General features: G+C 71.8%; 13 protein-coding genes. 5 read left to right on the top strand and 8 right to left on the bottom strand.

Features of this window, described 5'->3' with window-relative positions:
• Positions 1-75: 75 nt before the first annotated feature.
• Positions 76-1173, bottom strand: coding sequence for a ribosome small subunit-dependent GTPase A (gene rsgA, locus ABGA98_RS11290; RefSeq protein WP_347618157.1), 1098 nt, complete (start codon positions 1171-1173; stop codon positions 76-78).
• A 370-nt stretch (positions 1174-1543) separates the two neighbouring features.
• Here rsgA and ABGA98_RS11285 point away from each other — a divergent pair, with 370 nt between their 5' ends.
• The gene (locus ABGA98_RS11285; protein ID WP_347618345.1) at positions 1544-2032 is read left to right on the top strand and encodes a sigma-70 family RNA polymerase sigma factor; all 489 of its coding nucleotides are present in this window, start codon (positions 1544-1546) and stop codon (positions 2030-2032) included.
• A complete protein-coding gene (locus ABGA98_RS11280; protein ID WP_347618156.1) occupies positions 2029-2757 on the top strand; it encodes a zf-HC2 domain-containing protein in 729 nt (242 codons plus the stop codon). The genes ABGA98_RS11285 and ABGA98_RS11280 overlap by 4 nt, the downstream gene beginning before the upstream one ends.
• Before the next feature lie 86 nt (positions 2758-2843).
• Here ABGA98_RS11280 and ABGA98_RS11275 read toward each other — a convergent pair whose 3' ends face one another.
• From ABGA98_RS11275 to ABGA98_RS11250, 6 genes are read right to left on the bottom strand one after another with little or no spacing between them, the layout of a single operon-like run.
• A complete protein-coding gene (locus ABGA98_RS11275) occupies positions 2844-3818 on the bottom strand; it encodes an oligopeptide/dipeptide ABC transporter ATP-binding protein (RefSeq protein ID WP_347618155.1) in 975 nt (324 codons plus the stop codon).
• On the bottom strand, positions 3819-4790 hold the full coding sequence (locus tag ABGA98_RS11270; RefSeq protein ID WP_347618154.1) for an ABC transporter ATP-binding protein: 972 nt from the start codon (positions 4788-4790) through the stop codon (positions 3819-3821).
• A complete protein-coding gene (locus ABGA98_RS11265) occupies positions 4787-6034 on the bottom strand; it encodes a threonine synthase (protein ID WP_347618153.1) in 1248 nt (415 codons plus the stop codon). The genes ABGA98_RS11270 and ABGA98_RS11265 overlap by 4 nt, the downstream gene beginning before the upstream one ends.
• Positions 6031-6885 carry an ABC transporter permease gene (locus ABGA98_RS11260; RefSeq protein WP_347618152.1) on the bottom strand — a complete coding sequence of 285 codons (855 nt, stop codon included), beginning with the start codon at positions 6883-6885 and terminating at the stop codon, positions 6031-6033. Before ABGA98_RS11260 ends, ABGA98_RS11265 begins: the two co-directional genes overlap by 4 nt.
• Positions 6885-7802: an ABC transporter permease gene (locus ABGA98_RS11255; RefSeq protein WP_347618151.1), complete on the bottom strand. Its 918-nt coding sequence runs from the start codon at positions 7800-7802 to the stop codon at positions 6885-6887. The genes ABGA98_RS11260 and ABGA98_RS11255 overlap by 1 nt, the downstream gene beginning before the upstream one ends.
• Positions 7799-9352, bottom strand: coding sequence for an ABC transporter substrate-binding protein (locus tag ABGA98_RS11250; protein ID WP_347618150.1), 1554 nt, complete (start codon positions 9350-9352; stop codon positions 7799-7801). The genes ABGA98_RS11255 and ABGA98_RS11250 overlap by 4 nt, the downstream gene beginning before the upstream one ends.
• Positions 9353-9467: 115 nt before the next feature.
• Here ABGA98_RS11250 and ABGA98_RS11245 point away from each other — a divergent pair, with 115 nt between their 5' ends.
• From ABGA98_RS11245 to ABGA98_RS11235, 3 genes are read left to right on the top strand one after another with little or no spacing between them, the layout of a single operon-like run.
• Positions 9468-10208: an IclR family transcriptional regulator gene (locus ABGA98_RS11245; protein ID WP_347618149.1), complete on the top strand. Its 741-nt coding sequence runs from the start codon at positions 9468-9470 to the stop codon at positions 10206-10208.
• Positions 10205-11218, top strand: a complete 1014-nt coding sequence (locus ABGA98_RS11240) for a serine hydrolase domain-containing protein (RefSeq protein ID WP_347618148.1) — start codon at positions 10205-10207, stop codon at positions 11216-11218. The genes ABGA98_RS11245 and ABGA98_RS11240 overlap by 4 nt, the downstream gene beginning before the upstream one ends.
• A complete protein-coding gene (locus ABGA98_RS11235) occupies positions 11215-12372 on the top strand; it encodes a hypothetical protein (protein ID WP_347618147.1) in 1158 nt (385 codons plus the stop codon). Before ABGA98_RS11240 ends, ABGA98_RS11235 begins: the two co-directional genes overlap by 4 nt.
• Positions 12373-12573: 201 nt before the next feature.
• Here the strand turns inward: ABGA98_RS11235 and glyA are convergent, their stop codons facing one another.
• Complete coding sequence (glyA, locus tag ABGA98_RS11230) at positions 12574-13824, bottom strand: serine hydroxymethyltransferase (protein ID WP_347618146.1); 1251 nt, start codon at positions 13822-13824, stop codon at positions 12574-12576.
• Positions 13825-13834: the final 10 nt, after the last annotated feature.

Raw genomic sequence — 13834 nt, 5'->3', positions numbered from 1 at the left:
CGGCGGCGCGCGGGCCGGCCAGGCGAGGCCGCACGGGCCCCGCGAGGCCGGCCGGGTGGCGGCGCGAGCGGAGGGTCAGGGACGGTTGCGGCCCGAGCGGCGCATCTCCTTCGTGATGACCTTCCACTTGTTCTGCTGCTCCTTACGGAGCCGCGCGTCGGTCCTGGCCGCCATCCACACCGCCTCCCGCTGCAGCTTGCGCCAGCTCTCCAGGCGCCGCTCCGGCAGTTCGCCGCTGTCCAGGGCGGCCAGCACCGCGCACCCGGGCTCTCCCGCGTGGCCGCAGTCGCTGAACCTGCACCGCTCCGCGAGCGCCTCGATGTCGGCGAAGACGAGGTCGACGCCCTCGCCGATGTCGTAGAGGCCGATCCTGCGGATGCCCGGCGTGTCGATGACCAGCCCCCCTCCCGGCAGCGGGATCAGCTCTCTGTGCACGGTGGTGTGCCGGCCGCGCCCGTCGGCGGCGCGCACCTGCTGCGTCTCCATGACGGGCTCCCCGGCCAGGGCGTTGACCAGAGTGGACTTGCCGGCACCCGACGGGCCGAGGATGACTGCCGTACGGGAGCCCTCGAGATAGTCGCCGGCCAGCCGCACGCCGTCGCCGCTCAACGAGGAGACGGCGTGCACGTCGACGCCGGGCGCGGCCACCCGAACGTCGGCGAGCAACTGGTCGAGACCGTGCTCGAACAGGTCGGACTTGGTGATGAGCACGACCGGCGTGCCCCCGGACTCCCAGGCCAGGGCGACGAGCCGCTCGATGCGGCCCAGGTCGGCGAAATCGGTGGAGTGCATGGACGGCTCGGCCACGAAGACGACGTCGACGTTGGCCGCGAGCACCTGGCCCTGGCCGTCGCCTGACAGTCCGCCGACCGACGTGCGGCCGACGCCTCCCCGGATGAACGCGGTCGTCCTCGGCAGGACCTCGTCGAGCTCGTAGCGGCCCTCGTCGAGCCAGGACAGCGCGACCCAGTCGCCGACGCACGGCAGCGCCACCGGGTCGGCGGCGGCCGCTCTGCGCACGTGAGCGGCGTATCTGGCGTGATGCTGGCCGTCGGCCGCGATCACCTCGGCGGCGCCGCGATCGACGCGGGCGACGCGGGCGGGAACGGTGCCGGTGGGCAGCTCGGCGGCGCGCTGATCGCTCCAGCCGAGCAGGGAAAGATCGTATGACAACGCAGTGAACCTTTGATGCGAGAAGGAGCCGGGCAGCTCAGACGAGGGCCCGGAGGTGGACGGACGGCATGTCGACCAGAACGACCCGCATAGTCCTCACCTCCCCGATCGGTTGCCTCTGCGACTTTACGCACACAGCCCCGACGTGCGCAATCACATTAAGTATCGCGATCTGTTGAACCGTGCCAGGGCGGCCGGCCGTACCACCTGCCGACGGACGCGAGAAAGGGGAATGATGCGGATCAGCACGTATCCCCCGCCCTCGGCCGAGGGTGCCCTCCCGATGGGCAGGCCGCGCTTACGACACTGGCTCCGGCGGGTGCGACCGGATGACGCGCGCGATGGCGCGGTGCCGGACGACGAGGTGGTCGTGTCCGCGCTCTACCGGGAATATCACCGGCCGCTGCTGGCCTTCGTGATCAGGCTCACGGCCGGCGATCGGCAGTGGGCGGAAGACGTGGTGCAGGAGACCATGATCCGTGCCTGGCGCAGTGCGGAGCGGCTCGACCCTGACGCCGTCTCGCTCATGCCCTGGCTCGCCACGGTCGCCAGACGTATCGTGATCGACGACCGGCGGCGCAGGGACGCCCGCCCGCAGGAGTCGGGCGACGGTCAGCTGGAGAGCATGTCCGTGCCCGACGAGATGGAGGGACTGCTGCGCCAGGTGGTCGTGTCAGAGGCGCTGAAGGCGCTGTCGCCGGCACATCGCGAGATCCTCAACGAGACGATCCTGCGGGATCGCTCGGTCAACGACGCCGCGCGGGCGCTCGGCATCCCCGTGGGCACCGTGAAGTCCCGCGTCTACTACGCCGTCCGCGCGCTGCGGATCGCGCTGGAGGAGCGGGGGATGACGGCATGACCTCCCGCGTCGAGCACACCGACGTCGGCGCCTACGCCCTCGGCCTGCTGGAGGAGGACGACCGCTTCGCCTTCGAGGCCCACCTGCTCGGCTGCCCCGCCTGCCGGTCCGAGCTGGCCGACCTGGCCGGCGTGGCGAGCGTGCTGCACGGCATCGGCCCTCTTCCCGAGGACCTCCGCCCGCCTTCCTCCGGCGACCTCACCGGGCAGGGCGACGTGGTCGGCCGCCTCCGGCGCAAGAAGGCGGCTCACCGGCGGCAGCGCAAAGGGACGTTCGCCGTCGGGATGGCGGCGGCCGTCACGCTGGTCGCCGGCGGGCTGACCATCGGCACGCAGCTCAGCGCGGGCGAGCCACCGGTCGCGCAGGGTGAGGCGGAGAACATGGGCCCGGCCGAGCAGTTCTTCGCCGGCGGCACCCCCATCGAGGGCGAAGGCGTCGGCGGGGTGACCGGCGGGCTGGTCGTGGAGTCCAAGGCGTGGGGCACCCACGCCGCGCTCAAGCTGGCCGGGGTCAAAGGGCCGCTGGAGTGCGAGCTGATCTCGGTCGGCAAGAAGGGAGAGCGCCGGGTGATGACCGGATGGTCCGTGCCTCCAGCCGGGTACGGAGTTCCGGGCTCGCCCGACCCCCTCTACATGCACGGCGGCAGTGCCACGCCGCTGAAGGACGTCGACCGCTTCGAGGTGGTCACCTCGACCGGCAGGAAACTGCTCACCATCGAGGCCTGACCATCGCCGCGGCGGGCGGGGCACTCCGGCCCGCCCCGCCCCCCGGCGCCCCGCCGCGCCCCGAGCCCGTGCGGCGGGGCGCCGCGTCACGTCAGGGCGGCCACGTCCGACACCGGGAACAGGCAGGCCGCGGTGTGACCGGGGCTCTCCTGGGGCGCCAACGGCGGGCGGGTGGCCGAGCACTCCGCGCGGGCGGCCGGGCAGCGGGTGTGGAAGCTGCACCCGGACGGCGGATCGGCGGGCGACGGCGGGTCGCCCTTGAGCACGATGCGCCGCCGTGTCCGCTCCACCTTCGGGTCGGCCACGGGCGCGGCCGACAGCAGGCTGTGCGTGTACGGGTGGCGCGGCGCCGTGAACAACGTCTCCGTGCCGGCCAGCTCGACGATCCTGCCGAGGTTCATGACGGCGACGCGGGTGGCGATCTGCCGCATGATCGACAGGTCGTGGGAGACGAACAGGTACGTCAAACCGCGCTCGGCCTGCAGCCGCTTCATCAGGTTGACGATCTGGGCCTGGATGGAGACGTCGAGCGCGCTGACCGGCTCGTCGCAGATGACCAGCTTCGGCTCCAGCGCCAGGGCGCGGGCGATGCCGATCCGCTGCCGCTGGCCGCCGGAGAACTCGTGCGGGAAACGGTCCTGGCTGCCCGCCTCCAGCCCGACGGCGTCGAGCAACTCGGCGACGCGCTCCCGGGCGGCGGCCGAGCGGCGGCGCACCCGGCCGTGGGTGACCAGCGGCTCGGCGACGATCTCGCCGACGCGCATGCGGGGGTTGAGGCTGGCGTACGGGTCCTGCAGCACGACCTGCATGTCCTCGCGGACCGCCAGCAGCTCCTTCTGGCGCAGGCCGAGGAGTTCCCTGCCGTCGAACCAGATCTCGCCGCCGCTGGCCTCGACCAGCCGCAGGATGAGCCGGGTCAGCGTGGTCTTGCCGCAGCCGGACTCGCCCACCAGGCCGAGCGTCTCGCCCGGGTGCACGTCGAAGGAGACGTCGTCCACGGCGACCACCTTCGAGCTGAACTCCTTGCGCACGTCGCGCAGCGACAACAGCGGCTCGGCCATCTACGGGCTCCCTTCGAGCAGGCAGGCGGCGCTGTGCCCCGGCGCGCGCTCCAGCAGCGGCGGCACCTGGGTGGCGCACTCGGGCACGGCCAGCGCGCAGCGGGGGTGGAAGGCGCATCCGCCGGGCGGCGCGAACAGGTTGGGCGGGCTGCCGGGAATCGGGTCGAGCGGCGCGCCGCCCGGCACGTCCGAGCGGGGCATGGAGCGCAGCAACGCCTTCGTGTACGGCATGCGCGGCGCGTCGAAGACGTCGTCCACGGCGGCCAGCTCGACCGGGCGGCCGCCGTACATGACCAGGACCTGGTCCGCGGAGCGGGCCACCACGCCGAGGTCGTGCGTGATGAGCACGATGGCCATGCCGAACCGTTCCTGCAGCGCCGCGAGCAGCTCCATGATCTGGGCCTGGACCGTCACGTCGAGCGCGGTCGTCGGCTCGTCGGCGATGAGGATCCTGGGCCGGCAGGCGAGCGCGATCGCGATCATGACGCGCTGGCGCATGCCGCCGGAGAACTGGTGCGGATATTCCCCGGCCCGCTGCTCGGGGTGGGGGATGCCGACCTCGCGCAGCGCCGCCACGGCCTGGGCGCGGGCCTCGGACCGGGACAGGCCCTGGTGCAGGCGGAGCGACTCGGCGATCTGCGCGCCCACGGTCTTGAGCAGGTTGAGGCTGGTCATGGGGTCCTGGAAGACCATGGCGATCTCGTTGCCGCGGATCCTGCGCATCTCCCGCTCGGGCAGCTTGAGCAGGTCACGGCCGCCCGCGAGGATCTCGCCGCCGGTGTAGTGGCAGGGAGGCGTGGGGTGCAGGCGCAGGATCGACAGGGCGGTCGCGGTCTTGCCGCTGCCCGACTCTCCGACCACGGCCAGCGTCTGGCCGGCCTCAACCGACAGCGACACCCCGTTGACCGGTTCGACCGTGCCCGCGTCCAGGCGGAACTCCACGTGCAGGTCGTTGATCTCCAGCAGGCTCACTCGGTGCCTCCCCGGAAGATCCGCAGCAGCTCGGCGGGGTCGGCCTGCACCGTCCCCTGGGGCGGGCGCGCGGCCTGGGCGAGGGCGCTCGGCTGCTTGAGCGCGCCCCCGGTGACCACGCTGACCACCGTGTCGCTCTCGGACACCCAGCCCTGGGCGCGGGCGCGCAGCAGCGCGGCGGTGGAGGCCGCGGCGGACGGCTCGGCCGAGATGCCCTCCTCGCCGAGCAGCCGCATCGCCTCGAACAGGTCGTTGTCGTCGACGGCGACGACCCGGCCGCCGGAGTCGTAGACGGCGCGCAGCACCCGCGAGCCGCCCTGGATGGGGGCGTCGCCGGCGATGCTCTGGGCGACGGTCTTGTTCGCGTCGCCGTGGCGGCCGGCCACCGTCTTGCCCTCGGCGAAGGCGCGGACGAGCGGCGCGGAGGCGGCCGGCTGCACGCCCACCATCTTCGGCAGCCGGTCGATGAGCCCGAGCCGCTTCAGCTCCCGGAAGCCCTTCCAGGCGCCGTAGAGCCCGCCGCCGGTGCCGACCGGGTGCACCATCACGTCGGGCGCGCGCCAGCCGAGCGCCTCGCAGATCTCGTACGCGTACGTCTTCATGCCCTCGTGGCGCACGGGGTTGATGAAGTTGACGAAGCAGTAGAACCCGGCCTCCGACAGGGCGCTCACCCCGGCGAAGATCTCCAGGCTGGAGCGGTAGCGCAGGCGGAGCACGCGGGCCCCGCTGAGGCTGATGGCCGCGATCTTGGACTCGTTGGCGACGTCCTCGACCAGGACCGTGGCCTCGATGCCGGCCCTGGCCGCGTAGGCGGCGAACGAGGCGCCGGCGTTGCCCGAGCTGTAGGTGAACGCCTGCGTCACGCCCAGCGCCCTGGCGAAGCCGACCGCGACGGAGAACCCGCGGTCCTTGAAGCTGCCGGTGGGCATGAGCGTGTCGTTCTTGACCAGCAGGCCGGGCAGGCCGATGTGGCGGCCCAGCCTCCTGGTGCGCATCAGCGGGGTGTCGCCCTCGCCGAGGTGGAGGGGTTCGGCGTGCTCGGGCAGCGGGAGCAGATCCGACCAGCGCCACAACCCCAGGTGGCGGCGGCTCGCCGCGCTGTCCAGGATGTCCTGCGGCTTGGCGGGGCCGAGATCGTACTCGATCTCGAGCAGGCCGCCGCACGCCTCGCAGAGCAGGGCGGGGTTCTTCAGCGGGAAGGTGGCGTGGCAGTCGTCGCACCTGTAGTGCGTGGCGAGGTTCATCGGGTGTAGGCCTTCGGGTCGGCGACGTCGCGGAGGAGGTCGCCGGTGACGTTGATCGCGAGTGTTGTCATCATGATGGCAGCACCGCTGAAGACCGCGATCCACCAGGCGCTGCGCAGATAGAGCTGGCCGTCGGCGAGCAGGCTGCCCCACGTGGGCACGCTGGGCGGCACGCCGAGCCCCAGGTAACTGAGCGACGCCTCCGCGACGATCATCGCCGCCACCTGGAGGGTGCCGATGGTGGCCAGGGGGGCGACGATGTTGGGGACGAGGTGGCGGACCATGATCTGCGGCCCGGTGTCGCCGATGGCCCTGGCGGCGGTGACGAACTCGCGTTCGCGCAGGGAGAGCACTTCGGCGCGGACCACGCGGGCGTACGACACCCACCCGGTCAGGCCGAGCACGAGGATCATGAAGAACAGGCTCGGGCCGAGCACCGCGATGATGGCCAGCGCCAGCAGGATCGACGGGAACGCGAGCTGCACGTCGGCCAGGCGCATGAACACCTGCTCGCGCCAGCCCCTGTAATAGCCGCTGATGACCCCGATCACGGCGCCGACCAGGCCGGACAGCACGGTGGCCGCCAGGCCGACGAGGAGGGAGACGCGGGTGCCGTACATGATGCGGCTGAGCACGTCGCGGCCCAGCTTGTCGGTCCCCAGCAGGTAGCCGGGCTCGCTGCCGCTCATCCAGAACGGCGGTCGCAGCTTCAGCTCGAGGTTCTGCAGGTTCGGGTCGTGCGGGGAGATCAGCGGCGCGAACAGGCCGACGAACACGACGAGGACGATGACGCCCACGGCGACCTTGGCGGCGTGGTTGCGGCGCAGCGCGCGCAGGACTGCGGTCGGCATCAGCTCACCCTCACCCGGGGATCCAGCAGGGCGTACGACAGGTCCACGATGAGGTTCACGACGACGAACACGGCCGCCAGGAACAGCACCGTGGCCTGCATGAGCGGATAGTCGCGGTACGTGATCGCCTCCACGGTCAGCCGCCCGATGCCCGGCCAGGAGAACACCTGCTCGGTGAGGATCGCGCCGCCGAGCAGGCTGCCGACCTCCAGGCCGACGACGGTGACGACCGGCAGCGACGCGTTGCGCAGGCCGTGCGAGGTGACGGCCATGAACCCGGACAGGCCCTTGGCCCTGGCGGTGCGGATGTAGTCCTCGCCGAGCACGTCGATCAGCGAGGAGCGCAGCAGCCTGGCGATCATCGCGGCCGAGTAGAGCCCGAGCGTGATGGCGGGCAGCACGAGGTGGGCGGGCGAGCCGGTGCCGGAGGCGGGCAGCCACTGGAGGTTGACCGCGAAGACGAGGATGAGCAGGATGCCCACCCAGAACGCGGGAGTGGACTGGCCGACCAGCACCGACGCCATGACGGAGGTGTCGGTCGCGCTGCCCCGCTTGACGGCCGCGACGATCCCGGCCGGGATCGACACGACCAGGGTGAACGCCAGGGCGGCCACGGCCAGGTCGACCGTGAGCGGCAGCCGTTCCACGATGACCTCGAACGCGGGGCGGTGGAAGAACACCGACTGGCCGAAGTCGAGGCTGAGCAGGCCCGTCATGTAGGAGACGTACTGCTCGGGCAGCGGCCGGTCGAAGCCGAGGCTCGCCCGCAGCGTGGCCTCCTGCTCGGCGGTGGCCTCCGGGGGCAGCATCTGCTGCACGGGGTCGCCGGCCAGCCGGACGATGAAGAACGAGACGGTGGCCACACAGAACAGCACGAGCAGGGTGTGGCCGATCCGCCGCAGGACGAATCCGGTCATGAGGTGGCGAGCTTGGCGTTCGCCATCGCGAGGGTGCCGTTGGCGTTGCTCTCCCACTGCACCTTGTCGCTGACCGCGTACAGGATGCTCGCCTGATAGAGGTAGAGGAACGGCGACTCCTCGATCAGCATCTTCTGCAGTTCGGTGAACGCCTCCTGGCGCACCTCCGGGTCGACCGACTGCTCTTCCTTGTCGATGAGCGCGTCGGCCTTCGGGTTGTTCCAGCGGCTCTGGCGCCGGTCGTGCCGGACGAACGACTGCAGGTTGCTGGAGGCGTCCATGGTCCAGCCGGAGTTGCCGACGAAGTACATCTCGCCGAGCGCCTTGCGATTGTCCGACACCAGGCGGCCCTTGAACGTGGCCGGGTCGAGCAGCGACACCTCGGCCTTGACGCCGACCTTGGCCAGCTGCCCGGAGATGGCCTGGGCGATGTCCTTGTCGGCCGTGGAGGACGAAAGCTTGAGCGCGAACCCGTCCGGGTGCCCGGCCGCGGCGAGCAGGCTCTTGGCCTTGGCGACGTCGTGCTGGTACGGCTGGATCGCGGGGTCGAAGCCGAACGCCTGCTTGGGGATGAACGTGGGGGTGCGTTCCGCGGCGCCGTTGAGCACCGACGTGATGAGGGTGTCCACGTCGAGCGCGTGGTTGAGCGCCTGGCGCACCCGCTTGTCCTTCAGCGGGCCCTCTTCGGTGTCGAGCGAGACGAAGAACGTGCGCACGCCCGGCCTGGTGACGACCTTGAAGCCGGGGGCGTCGCCGAGCTGCTGCGCGGCGTCGGGGGTCAGGCCGGTCACGATGTCCACCTCGCCCGACTGGAGCGCGGCCAGCGACGATGACGGGTCCGGCATGATCTTGAAGACGAGCTGCTCGACGGCGGGCTTGCCGTTCCAGTAGTCGGGGTTGGCCTTGAGCGTGATCTGGCTGTCGCGCTGCCACCGCTCGAACGTGAACGGGCCGGTGCCGATCGGGTGCTCGGCGAATGCCTTCTCGCCCTTCTCCTTGATGTGCTTCGGCGGCACGATCACGCCGCCGAACAACGACAGCTTGGCCGGCAGGATCGGGTCCGGCTCCTTGGTGACCAGGTCGACCGTGTGCGGGTCGATCACTTTCGCGCCGGTGACCAGGCGCAGCTCGACGATGGGCGACTGGGTGTCCGGGTTGATCAGGCGCTCGATGCTGTACGCCACGGCGGCGGCGTCGCAGGGCTCGCCGTTGTGGAAGGTGACGTTCTTGCGCAGGTGGAAGCGCCAGGTCTTGTCGTCCTTGGACTCCCAGCGTTCGGCCAGGCCGCCGACGAGCTTGTCGTCGGTGTCCCGGACGGTGAGCGTGTCGAAGATGTTGATCAGCACGTTCATGGAGGGCAGGTCGCCCTGCTTCTGCGGGTCGAGGGTGGTGGCGTCGGAGGCGAGCGAGACCCGCAGGGCGGTCCCGGCGCTTCCCTGTCCGCCGCCGGAGGGCTTCGTGCTGGCGCAGGCCCCGAGGGAAACCGTCGCCGCGGCCAGGCCGCCGATCTTGAACAGGTCCCGGCGGGCCAGCAACGCACGGTCGAACATAAGCCCCCGCCTCCCTTTCTTGCGTTTCACATGGTGAAATGGCGTATCACGTGGTTGAATATGACCCGTTTCGGTTATGTCCGTCAACCCTTTTGGGACAGTCACCATGAATTCAGTGGAGAAGACGCTCGTCGTCTTAGGAGCCCTGGCCAGCCACGATCAACCCCGCCGCCTGGCGGACATCGCCCAGCGGACCGGCATCAACAAGACGACCGTGCACCGCATCCTGCAGATCTTCATCGCCCAGGGGTACGCCGTCTCGCACGGCGACGGCACGTACGCGTCGGGGCCCGCCATCCTCGCGCTGGCCGGGGCGGCGCTCACCGACAGGGACATGACGACCCTCGTCCGGCCGATCCTGGAGAACCTGCAGCGCAACACCTCGCACACCGTGCACTTCGCGATCCGCAGCGGCTCGTCGGCCGTCTACCTCGCCAAGGTCGAGTCGCAACAGCCGTACCGGATGGCCTCGCGGGTCGGGACGCAGATCCCGCTGCACTGCACCGCGATCGGCAAGGCGATCCTCGCCCACCTGCCGGAGGAGGAGGTACGCGCGGTGCTGGCGGTGACCGCGCCGCTGATCAGCAACACGCCCGCCACCATCACGGACCCCGATCTGCTCGTGGCCGAGCTGGAGGCGGTGCGGCAGCGCGGGTACGCGGTCGACGACGAGGAGAACGAGCCGAACGTGCGCTGCGTCGGAGCGGTCGTGCACGACGCGGCGGGGACGGCGGTGGGCGCGGTCAGCGTGGCGGGGCTGACGCTCAATCTGGACGAGAACGACGTGCCGCTGCTCGGCCCGCTGGTGGTGGCCGCCGCCGCCCGGGTCTCCGCGGCGCTGGGGAGGAACGTATGACAGCCGGCCGCATTCTGGCCAGGGCCCGCGACAAGGGCGAGTTCTCGGGCGCGGCCTGGGCCTACGGCACGTCCGCCGGGCCGGTCGGGCGGGACACGCTCGGCACGCTGCGCTGGGACGGCGCCCCGGTGGGCGACGACACGCTGTGGGACCTCGCCTCGCTCACCAAGCCGATCGTCGGGCTCGCGGTGATGGCGCTGGTGGAGTCGGGCGAGCTCACCCTGGACGACACCGTCGAGTCCCATCTGCCCGGTTACGCCGGCACGGACAAGGCCGGCATCACCGTCTTCGAGCTGCTCACCCACACCTCGCGCATCCCCGGCCAGCAGCCGCTCTACCGCCGATGCCCCACCCGGGAGGACCTGCTCGACGCGCTCGTCGGCCTGCCGCTGCGCGAGCGGACGGGCGTCGAGTACAGCTCCCAGGGGTTCATGATCCTCGGCCTGGTCGCGGAGAGCGCCGCCGGGGTCCCGCTCGACCAGCTCGTACGCGAGCGCGTCACCACTCCCCTGGGCATGGACGACACCCGTTTCCTGCTTCCCGAGCACGACCGGGCCCGGGCGGCGGCCACCGAGGACTGCCCGTGGCGGGGCCGCGTCGTGCAGGGCACCGTGCACGACGAGAACGCCGAGGTGCTCGGCGGCGTCGCCGGGCACGCGGGCATGTTCGGCGCCCTGGACGACCTGGCCAGGCTGGGCCAGGCGCTGTGCAGGGGCGGCGACGGCGTCATCGCGCCGCGCACGCTGGCCGTCATGACCGGCGCCAGGACCGGCGGCCGGGCGCTGGCCTGGCAGGGCCACGAACCCCATCTGAGCAGCGGCGGCGACCTGCTCACCGCGTCGGCGTACGGGCACGACGGGTTCACCGGGACGAGCCTGTGGGTGGATCCCGAGCTGGACTTCTACGCCGTGCTGCTGACCAACCGCGTGCACCCGAGCCGGGCGTCGGACGGGATCGCCCGCATCCGCCGCACGTTCCACAACGCCGCCGTCACCAGGACCCTGGCATGATCCCCGCAACCCTCGACACGCCCCTGCGCGTGCTCGGAGCACCGGCCTCCGCCGGCGCGACCGGCCGCCTGACGCTGGTGAACGGCCGTGCCCGCCTGACCTTCCCGGAGCGGGGAGAGGAGGCGTCCGCGCCTCGGGAAGCGGGCGGCGGGGCGGCCGCCGCTCCGGACCTCGGAGGCGAGCTGTGCATCGGCCCCGGCTGGGTGGACCTGCACGCCCACGTCTACGACGCGGTGACGCAGATCAGCGTGCCGCCCGACCGGGCCGGCCTGGACGCGGGCGTGCACGTGCTCGCCGACGCGGGCAGCGCGGGACAGGCCACCGTCGACGGTCTCGTCCGCTACGTCATCCCGGCGGCCAGGACGCAGGTGCGCGCCTGGCTCAACATCGGCTCCCACGGCCTGGTCCACCTGTGCGAGACCGCCGACCCGGCGTTCATCGACGTGGACGCCACGCTCGCGGCCATCGACCGGCACCGCGACGTCGTGTGCGGGGTGAAGGTGCGCTCCAGCGGCGCGATCGTCGGCGCGATGGGCCTGCAGCCGCTCCAGCTCGGCCGCCTGGTGGCCAGGGAGGCGGGCCTGCCGCTGCTGGTGCACGTGGGCGAGGCCCCGCCGCCGATCGGCGACGTGCTCGACCTCCTGGACGCCGGAGACGTCGTCACCCACTGCTACCACGGCAAGACCGGCGCCCCGTGGCTCGCCGGCGGCGCCCCGGCCCCGGCCCTGGCCCGCGCCCTCGATCGCGGCGTGCTGCTGGACGTGGGGCACGGCGCGGCCAGCTTCAGCTTCGGCGTGGCCACCCGCGCGCTGGCGGCCGGCTTCCCGCCGCACACGATCAGCACCGACCTCCACGTACGCAACATCGCCGGCCCGGTGCACGACCTGGCCACCACGCTCACCAAGCTGCTGCACTGCGGCATGGGGCTGGAGCGGGCGATCGAGGCGGTCACGGCCACGCCACGCCGGATCCTGCGCATGGACCAGCCCTGGCTCGGCGACGACGGCACCATCCGCCACGCCACGATCTTCCGCCTGGCCGGCACCGCTCCCCCGGGCCGCGCCTACGTGGACGCGCGCGGCGGCACCGCGCACCCGGACCGCCACGTGATCCCGGTCGCCACCGTCAGGGAGGGTGTCCTGGCCGAGCTGTGACCACGGCCATGGCCCAGGGAGCGCCGTCACGGCGGCCCGCCACGTGCGGGTCAGCGGGCGTCACCCTGGAGGCCCTCAGCGAGGTGCGGCGGCAGGCGTGCCGCCGGCACCGCCGTACCGGAAAGGTCTTCGCGAACCGGGGACGGGCACGCGCGCGCCTGGCTCCGCCGCGACTCCAGGAACCGCGCGCGGAGCTCGCTTCTAGAGACCGGGCGCGGGGAACTGCGCGGTGAGCTCGCTCACCTCGTGGTGGACGCGCGTGATGACGTCGTCGGCGTCGCCCTTGGCCAGGGCGGTGACGACCTCGTCCATCCAGGCGCCGATCTGGCGCATCTCCGCCTCCCCCATGCCGCGCGAGGTGACCGACGGCGTACCGATGCGGATGCCCGACGGGTCGAACGGCTTGCGCGTGTCGAACGGCACCGTGTTGTAGTTGGTCTCCAGGCCCGCGCGGTCGAGCGCCTGCGCGGCCGGCTTGCCGCCGATGCCCTTGGGCGTGAGGTCGAGCAGGATCAGGTGGTTGTCGGTGCCGCCGGAGACGAGGTCGAACCCGCGCGAGGCGAGCTCGTCGGCCAGGGTCTTGGCGTTGGCGACGACCTGGTGGGCGTAGTCGCGGAAGGCCGGCTGGGCGGCCTCGTGCAGCGCGACGGCGATGGCGGCCGTGGTGTGGTTGTGCGGGCCGCCCTGCAGGCCGGGGAAGACGGCCTTGTTGAGCGCCTTGGCGTGCTCTTCGGAGTCGGCCATGAGCATGGCGCCGCGCGGGCCGCGCAGCGTCTTGTGCGTGGTCGTGGAGATCACGTCGGCGTGGCCCGCCGGCGACGGGTGCGCGCCGCCCGCGACCAGGCCCGCGATGTGGGCGATGTCGGCGGCCAGCACGGCGCCGACCTCACGGGCGATCGAGGCGAAACCCTCGAAGTCGATCGTGCGCGGGATCGCGGTGCCGCCGCAGAAGATGAGCTTCGGACGGTGCTCCAGGGCGAGCTGCCGCACCTCGTCGAGGTCGATGCGGCCGGTGTCCTTGCGCACGCCGTAGCGGACCGGGTTGAACCACTTGCCGGTGGCCGAGACGGACCAGCCGTGGGTGAGGTGGCCGCCGAACGGCAGGCCCATGCCCATCACGGTGTCGCCGGGCTGCAGGAACGCCATGTAGACGGCGAGGTTGGCGGGCGAGCCGGAGTAGGGCTGGACGTTGGCGTGGCCGACGCCGAAGACCGCCTTGGCGCGCTCGATGGCGAGGGTCTCGATCTGGTCGATGACCTGCTGGCCCTCGTAGTAACGCTTGCCCGCGTAGCCTTCGCTGTACTTGTTCGTCAGGACGGTGCCGGTGGCCTCGAGCACGGCCTTGGACACGTAGTTTTCGGACGCGATGAGCTTGACGGTGTCGGCCTGCCGCCGCTCCTCCGCCCGGATGAGCTCGGCGAGCTGCGGGTCGACGCTAGAGAGAGAACTCATGATTCTCCTG

The organism is Nonomuraea sp. B1E8 (genome assembly GCF_039871515.1).
In the GTDB taxonomy this organism is placed as follows: Bacteria; Actinomycetota; Actinomycetes; order Streptosporangiales; family Streptosporangiaceae; genus Nonomuraea.
Note: the sequence above shows the minus strand (reverse complement) of the source record. Positions and strands in the feature narration are given on the sequence as shown.

Bases quoted from the DNA above. Each gene is read 5' to 3' on its own strand.
- ABGA98_RS11280 (WP_347618156.1), top strand. From the start codon at position 2,029: ATGACCTCCCGCGTCGAGCACACCGACGTCGGCGCCTACGCCCTCGGC.
- ABGA98_RS11275 (WP_347618155.1), bottom strand. From the start codon at position 3,818: ATGGCCGAGCCGCTGTTGTCGCTGCGCGACGTGCGCAAGGAGTTCAGC.
- ABGA98_RS11265 (WP_347618153.1), bottom strand. From the start codon at position 6,034: ATGAACCTCGCCACGCACTACAGGTGCGACGACTGCCACGCCACCTTC.
- ABGA98_RS11260 (WP_347618152.1), bottom strand. From the start codon at position 6,885: ATGCCGACCGCAGTCCTGCGCGCGCTGCGCCGCAACCACGCCGCCAAG.
- ABGA98_RS11255 (WP_347618151.1), bottom strand. From the start codon at position 7,802: ATGACCGGATTCGTCCTGCGGCGGATCGGCCACACCCTGCTCGTGCTG.
- ABGA98_RS11250 (WP_347618150.1), bottom strand. From the start codon at position 9,352: ATGTTCGACCGTGCGTTGCTGGCCCGCCGGGACCTGTTCAAGATCGGC.
- ABGA98_RS11240 (WP_347618148.1), top strand. From the start codon at position 10,205: ATGACAGCCGGCCGCATTCTGGCCAGGGCCCGCGACAAGGGCGAGTTC.
- ABGA98_RS11235 (WP_347618147.1), top strand. From the start codon at position 11,215: ATGATCCCCGCAACCCTCGACACGCCCCTGCGCGTGCTCGGAGCACCG.
- glyA (WP_347618146.1), bottom strand. From the start codon at position 13,824: ATGAGTTCTCTCTCTAGCGTCGACCCGCAGCTCGCCGAGCTCATCCGG.